Origin of the sequence: Desulfosarcina cetonica JCM 12296, from assembly GCF_001311845.1 — a bacterium.
GTDB classification, from domain to species: Bacteria; Desulfobacterota; Desulfobacteria; order Desulfobacterales; family Desulfosarcinaceae; genus Desulfosarcina; species Desulfosarcina cetonica.
The window spans coordinates 1-6,702 of the sequence record NZ_BBCC01000270.1; the positions used below are offsets into that span (position 1 = coordinate 1).

Below are 6,702 nucleotides of genomic sequence, written 5' to 3' on the forward strand. Positions count from 1 at the left end.
GGGCCGCGCCCAGGCCGGCGGCGCCGGCGGTTTTGAAAAAGGATCGACGGGTGATCGAAAAGGGTTTCTTCTTCATGGGGTCACCTATTTAAAGGGAAGACGTTGTGGATTTAACACCTATCCATATCCCTAACCACCGATAGCTACTGCCTATCAACCTATTCTCCTACAGCCTATTAACCTATCTCACAGCGACAAGCGGTGGCGCCGGTCGCGGGTTTCGTTTTCAGCACTCACGCGGATCGCCCGGCGTCCCTTGACCGGGCATTCGTGCTCGCAGACGCCGCAGCCGATGCAGACGGCCGGATTGACGACGGGCAGTTGCAGGCGCACCTGAACGGTGATGCGGTCTCCGGGATGGGCGGCGACCGCAAACGGGTTTTCCGCCAGGGTGATGCCCCCCGGACCGATATCGACGATCCGCACCGGGGGGATGGCATCGCTATTTGCCATGGTAACAAAATAATCGCCGGTGGCAAAGCGCTCGGCCGGCAGGGCCGGGCCGTCGAACCTCAGTTGGCGGTCCTTCATGTCGATCAGGTGCAACGCACCGCCTAAGCGTACCGGTTGGAAAGCTTCGCGGGTGACGATCGCCTTGGGGCTGACCGGGCAGTTCTCCTGGCAAACGATGCAGGGCCGGTCCATGGCCCAGGGCAGGCAGCGGCCGCGGTCGACAAAGGCCGTCCCGATACGGATGGGCCCCCGGTCCGCAAAATCGCCGCGTCCCAGGCGTTCGTCCAGGCTGATCGGCCGGATGGCGGCCGTGGGACAGAGGTTGCCACAGGCGATGCAGCCGCGCTGGCAACCGCTGGTGCCCATGCGGAAATTGAGTATCGGTGTCCAGATGCCCTCGATGCCGGCCTGCAGGGCGGCCGGGTGGATGACATTGGTGGGGCAGATGCGCATGCATTGGCCGCACTTGATACAGCGTTGCAGAAACATTTCCTCGGGCAGGGCGCCGGGGGGCCGGATGACGGCCGGATTCCAGTTCTCGCCGGTTTTGCCGGCCAGACGGGCCAGGGGCACGGCGGCCAGTCCAGCCACCAGGGCGGTGGTGAATTCGCGCTTTGAAAGGTCCGGTCCGGCAATCTCACCGGCCGCCGAGGGCTGGTGGCGATACCCCATGACATCATGGCGGCAGGCATTCAGGCAGTTCATGCACAAGAGACATTCGGCCGTGCGGATGGTCGTGGCCGGCTCGCAGGCCCCTTCGCAGGCCTGGTTACAGGCGCCGCAGGCCGTGCAGCCCTCGGCCTTCTGGCCCATGCGATAAATGGCATTTTTGCCGACAACGCCGAAAAGGGCGCCCAGGGGGCAGACAAAGCGGCAATAAAAACGCGGGATACGCAGGTTGAGCAGAACGGCGACCCAGAAGAGAAGGCCGATGGCCAGGCTGCCGGGATAGAGCCGGCCCGGCGAGGCGAGCGGGATCGACGGGCCGTCGGCCAAGGGCAGAAGGGTCAGGTTGACCGATCGATAGAACAGGGGAATCGGGTCCAGCAGACCGGTCTGCAGGGAGGCGGCCAACAGCCGTGATCCGTCGGTCAGAAAGCCTGTGATCACCCAGCCGATGATGAACACCACCAGGCTCAGGATTCGGTCCCGCCAGATGGCATTTCTCACCCACAAGGCAGCGACGCCGCACAACAGCGAGACGGCGGCGATGACGACCACCACGATCGTCGATTCCACGGACAGGTCCAGCAGATGGCGCACCAAGCTGCCGGCCGCGGCACCGAGCAGGAAGACCAACAGGGCGTACTTGAAACGTTGGGCCGGCCGGTAGCGGTTGGCCGCCATGCGCGCCGCAGCCTTGTGCCTGCGGTTGGCCAGCCAGCCCACGGCCTGGTGCAGGGCGCCGAAGGGGCAGATCCAACCGCAAAACACCCGCCCCAAAAGGATGGTCAGGATCAGGGTGAGAAGCCCCCACAACAAGCCGGCGTACAGACTGCCGGTGGCGATCAGGCTGCCCAGGCCCACCAGGGATCGAGCTCCAGCAGCCAGTTGACCGGCCAGCCGCGCAGCTGCCAGAAGCGCTCACCCAGGGTGGAAACGAAGCAAAACCACACAAAGAGAAAAAAGAAGAAAATCTGGCTGATGCGGCGGGCGGTGGTGATGCGCATGAAATCGTCTCGGTTCGCTTACAGAAGGGGGTATCCTTCAATTGACATTTGACATTTGGCCTTTGACATTAAATTACTTTTATCTCCTTCAGATCCAGGGAACGATAATCGATGGTGCCGGCGCCGGCCTTTTGCGCCTTGACGAGAAAAGGCAAATCCGTTGCCTGTCGTCCCAGCAAGGTGGTGCCCACGGCATCGGCCGCCACCGGATCGGTGCTGACGATCAGGGTGCCGGTGGGTTTGAGGTCGGACAGCGACCCGCCCGTGGGACCGTTGGTGAGCATGGATTCGATGCCGTCCAGGACCACGACCGTGGGACGGATCATGACGGCCAGTTCACCGATCAGCGAGTGGACGTCCTGGTGGAAGATATTGCGTCGCCCGCCCAAAAGGCCGTACCAGTTTTTAAGGGTCATGGAGGCACCGCTGCGGTGGTGGTCCTTGACCGGCGCCAGGCCGATGACCCGATCCGCGTCCAAAAGGGGGGCCAGCAGCACCGGCCAGTCTTGGATCAGGCGGCCGCCCTTGACGCTGAAGCGCGTGAAAAAAGAATCCCGGGGGACGATCACCTCGGCACCGGCCTTGCGGGCCGCCGCATCGATGCCACTGAGCGCAAAGCAGGTGGCCGGATCGTTGATGGGGTTGTCCGTGACGGTCACCCGGGCCGCGCCGGCCTCTTTGCAAAGACGCACCACCGCCGCCACCAGATCGGGGTGGGAGGTGGCGCCCAGGGCCGGCGGACTGGCAAAGGCGGCATTGACCTTCAACAGCACCCGTTCACCGGGTTTGACAAAGGCCTGCATGCCGCCCAGGGCGGCAAAGGCTTGCCGCACGGCAGCGGCCCGGTCCGTTGCCCGGGCAATGCAAAGCCTGTTTTTCATCGTGGCGAGGCAATAGTCGGGAAGCCGGATCGCCGGGCTGCCGCCCATATCCATCGCCGGCGCCTTGCGATCGTAAAACAAAAACGCCAGTGTGCTGGCAGCGGTCACGGAGAGCCCCGCCCGGGTGCAGCGGCGGATGAATTCGCGACGATCCATGGGGGTTTCACGCATTATCGGTTCCAGGGGGTTTCAAGAAACGTTTTTGCCGTGCCATCAGGGCCATCCGGTGATCATTCAGAAGGCCGGGACAGCGGATCCAGGTGATTCGCCAGGCGTTTGGCCAGCCCGGCCGCCATGGCCGAATCGGCTGCTTCATGGACCCCGGCCAGATATTTTCCGCGACTGAAAACAACCTCGAAGGTATCAAACATCCGCAAAAAGGCGGCATCGCCGACGGGCGCTGCGCCTTCCACCGTCTCGGCGCCATAGGACAAAAGGGTCTGGCGGTAGCTGTCGGCCAGGTCCGCGGCGGCCTGGGAACTTTCCCGCCGGGAGACAAAGGCGATGACCCGCTTTCCGTCGATGCGGTAGTCGGCGGTATAGATGTGATCCAATTGTTCATCGCCAAAGGCATTGGCGGCGATCAAGCGCTCGCTGCCGGCGACAAGCCCTGTCTCGGGAAAAAGACCCTCGCCGGGCACCTTGGCGGCCGCCGTGCCGCCATGGGTGGCGGCGAACTGTCGGGCCAGGTTTTGCATGGTGGTCTGAAGGGATTCCGTGGCATCCGCGCCGATCAGTTCCAGGTAGTAACGGTCCTGGGTCATGAACAGGGCGTTGGGTGTCCGGTAGGCGTTGGCAAGGCTGGCGACGGGTTGGCGCTTCTCTCGCCTTTGCTGGCTGAACACGGCAAAGGCGTTTTCCGGTGTGGCCATGTCATAAACGAACACCTCCACCCATCCCGTCGTGCTGCCGTTGGGGCTAAATCGCTGGGCGGCCAGGCCGACGAATCCCGATGCCAGGTAGAGGTCGGCGCGGCCGTCGATTTTCTCATAAAGGGTTTCGGCCGTGAAATGCTCGGGCGGGGAAAGCGGAACCATGCCGGCCATGTTGGCGTCGATGATCGCCTTTGCATCCGGGGTGTCTGCGACCGCAGCCGGCTGCGCATCCGGCCGCAGGGCAAGGACCGCGGGGTTGATCTGCGATTGGCGCAGGTAGACACCGCCACCCACGATCACCAAAAGGGCCAGCACGACCATGGCGATGCCGGTTTCGATTCCGCCTGGTTTTCTCGACACGGTTTTGTTCATTGCCTTCGTTGCAACAGTTGTCGTCGATCATGCATTGACGGATGGTCGATCCTTGAGAGCCTCTTAGAAAGGTTTGCCGGTGTTTGTCAACCGTGTCATCGGGCGGCGCCTGTTCAAAAACCGATCACGGCACAACTTCGACCCGGTTGCGCCCTTTCTGCTTGGCATTGTAAAGGGCACCGTCCACCCGGCTGACCAGCGCCTCCAGATCATCGCCATCCACCCGCTGCGCGACCCCGAAACTGGCCGATGTCGCGATCGACGCGTCGCCCCAGAAGATCGTTGCCTGGGTTTCGATGGCCTGCCGCATTTTCTCCGCCACAACCCTGGCTTGGTCGCGGTCGCAGTCCGGAAGCAAGGTCAGAAATTCCTCTCCGCCCCAGCGGCAGAGGATGTCGGACTCCCGGATCTGCGATCTGGCCGCACGAGCTACCGCCTTGAGCACCTGATCCCCGGCCGCATGGCCGTAGGTATCATTCACCTTTTTGAACCCGTCGATGTCAAACATGATCAAGCACAGGCCGGTTTTATGGCGCCGGACGTATTTGAGGCTTTGGCCGAAGAGGATTTCCAGCGTGTAACGGTTGGCCAGTCCCGTCAATTTGTCCGTGGTGGCCATCTTCTCGATGCGGCGCTGGTAATTGCCGAGGGTCAGATGGGCCAGGCCGAGGACGATGACGGTAACCATCAGGCTGACGAAAAGGTTCAGCAGCAGGGTGTTGCGGATGCGCCGTTCGGCCGGATTCTCGACTTGTTCGACGATCAGGTACCAACCGAATTCCGGCACCCAGCGGCTGTTCAGGTAGATGGATCGACCATCCACGGAATAGGTCAGGGATCGGGTCGTGGAAGAGAAGATCGACGGGACCAGCGCCGACAGGCCGGGTGTGTCGTGGATATTGTCCGGCGCCTGGTAATTGGGGCTGTGCAGGGTGACCACCCCGTTGGGATCCACGAAAAAAACGCGTCGGTCATAGCGGTCCTGGTAGCTGGCCATGCGGGCGCTGACCGCCTTGACGGCCAGCCCCACACCAGTGGCACCGATGAACTGGCCATCGTAGTCATACACCCGGTAATTGATGAAGACGACCATCGCCTGTCGGTTGGCCGTATCCGTATCCACGTTGATCTCATAATCCGTATCGAGTTGGCGCACGCGAAAATACCAGCGGTCCTGGGGATCCGTTTCACGGACCTGTTTAAGAACGCCGGACAGGTGGTAGTACAGATGGGTTTTCTCGGAGACGAAAAAGGCGGTTTCCGCGCCATAGCGTGTTTGGATTTCCTTGAGGTAGCGGATCATGGCCTGTGGGTCGGACTCGCCGCTGATGGCCCAGTCGCGCAGGAACGTGTCCTGGGCCATCAGCGACGCGATGAAAATCGGGCGCAAGAGGTCCTGTTGGATTTCCGAATAGATGTTGTCACTGGTCAGGGGCAGGGTGGATTCTTTGATCTGTTTGGAGAGCGATCCCCGGGCAACATGGTAACTGACCAGGCTGGTGGAGACAAAACCGGTGAGGAGCAAAAGGGCCAGGGGGCCCAGAAATCGAAAGCGTTGGTGCATTGTCGTTTTTTTCGCAAGTCGGCGGATGGCAGCCAAACGCATGCCTCATGGGCTGACCGATCCGCGGGGTATTCAGTTCGGGGTGATGGACGACATGATAACAACATTACCCGTCCTTTTGCACCGGATCAAGACGCAAAACCCGGTTGACAGACCGTCGCTATACGCCTGCGGGAAGGGAGACCACAATCCGGTTTTCGGGCGCGATGGCGATTGCCTACCGCTTTTCCGGTTGGCGGTAAGGATGGTGATATTGTATCCTGGTTTCCATTGGCGACGCGATTGATCCATTGTGACCGATTCAGGCAATAGGCCAACAATGAAACCCGCAATACGGTTGAAACATACGCTGGCGGCCCTCGACGGCCGGGATTATACGCACTACCAGACGCTTTTGGGTGGCTATGCTTTCGAGCGTTTCCGGCTGATCGTCCAGCAGGTTCCCAAGGATCCCTTTGCTCCGCCGCACGCCGGCGTCTATCGCATCCAGGTCCGACGGGACGATGTGCCCGTTGTTGGCCTGGAAGGCGACACCGCCCTGGGACGGACCGCCTTTGCCGATTTCCTGGCCCGGCGATTTATGGATGCCTGCCGTCGTATCGCCAAGGGACGGCGTGGAACCGGACGCAGCGGCCTGATTACGATCGAGCCGCCCGGACAGGCGATTCTCGCGCGCAACAGTGTCGTGGTTTTGGATGCGGCCGTCGAGGTGCGCTGTTTCATCGGGCTGCCGGCCCATGGCCGGCGGATCGATGCCAACGCCGCCCAGGCGATGCTGCTGGAAGAACTGCCGGCGATTGTCGACGAGGCGCTCTCTCGGGAGAAAACCGATTCCCGTGCCCTGACCCGGCACCTTGACGCCGCCGCCGATGCCGAGGCCCTGCGTG

7 protein-coding genes are annotated in these 6,702 nt (G+C 61.9%); 1 reads left to right on the forward strand and 6 read right to left on the reverse strand.

Going from position 1 to position 6,702, the window contains the following annotated elements:
- The 6 genes from JCM12296_RS51075 to JCM12296_RS31505 all read right to left on the reverse strand — a co-directional run.
- Positions 1-76 (reverse strand): twin-arginine translocation signal domain-containing protein (locus tag JCM12296_RS51075; protein WP_157068073.1); only part of this gene is annotated, 76 nt, incomplete at its 3' end.
- Positions 77-186: 110 nt separating this feature from the next.
- Positions 187-1,980, reverse strand: coding sequence for a 4Fe-4S binding protein (locus JCM12296_RS31490; RefSeq protein WP_218188382.1), 1,794 nt, complete (start codon positions 1,978-1,980; stop codon positions 187-189).
- A complete protein-coding gene (locus JCM12296_RS42845) occupies positions 1,962-2,123 on the reverse strand; it encodes a hypothetical protein (RefSeq protein WP_218188383.1) in 162 nt (53 codons plus the stop codon). Before JCM12296_RS42845 ends, JCM12296_RS31490 begins: the two co-directional genes overlap by 19 nt.
- 68 nt (positions 2,124-2,191) lie before the next feature.
- Complete coding sequence (locus tag JCM12296_RS31495) at positions 2,192-3,175, reverse strand: DUF362 domain-containing protein (protein ID WP_054701412.1); 984 nt, start codon at positions 3,173-3,175, stop codon at positions 2,192-2,194.
- A gap of 59 nt (positions 3,176-3,234) precedes the next feature.
- Positions 3,235-4,239, reverse strand: a complete 1,005-nt coding sequence (locus JCM12296_RS31500; RefSeq protein ID WP_157068072.1) for a DUF6599 family protein — start codon at positions 4,237-4,239, stop codon at positions 3,235-3,237.
- Between the two features lie 136 nt (positions 4,240-4,375).
- On the reverse strand, positions 4,376-5,815 hold the full coding sequence (locus tag JCM12296_RS31505) for a sensor domain-containing diguanylate cyclase (RefSeq protein WP_054701421.1): 1,440 nt from the start codon (positions 5,813-5,815) through the stop codon (positions 4,376-4,378).
- A gap of 319 nt (positions 5,816-6,134) precedes the next feature.
- On the opposite strand from JCM12296_RS31505, the gene JCM12296_RS31515 reads away from it, so the two are divergent.
- Positions 6,135-6,702, forward strand: a 568-nt coding sequence (locus JCM12296_RS31515) for an ABC-ATPase domain-containing protein (protein ID WP_218188384.1), incomplete at its 3' end; no start/stop codon positions are given.

What these genes read in the sequence shown, in the direction of transcription:
- JCM12296_RS42845 (WP_218188383.1), bottom strand. Translation starts at nt 2,123, where the DNA reads ATGCGCATCACCACCGCCCGCCGCATCAGCCAGATTTTCTTCTTTTTT.
- JCM12296_RS31505 (WP_054701421.1), bottom strand. Translation starts at nt 5,815, where the DNA reads ATGCACCAACGCTTTCGATTTCTGGGCCCCCTGGCCCTTTTGCTCCTC.
- JCM12296_RS31495 (WP_054701412.1), bottom strand. Translation starts at nt 3,175, where the DNA reads ATGCGTGAAACCCCCATGGATCGTCGCGAATTCATCCGCCGCTGCACC.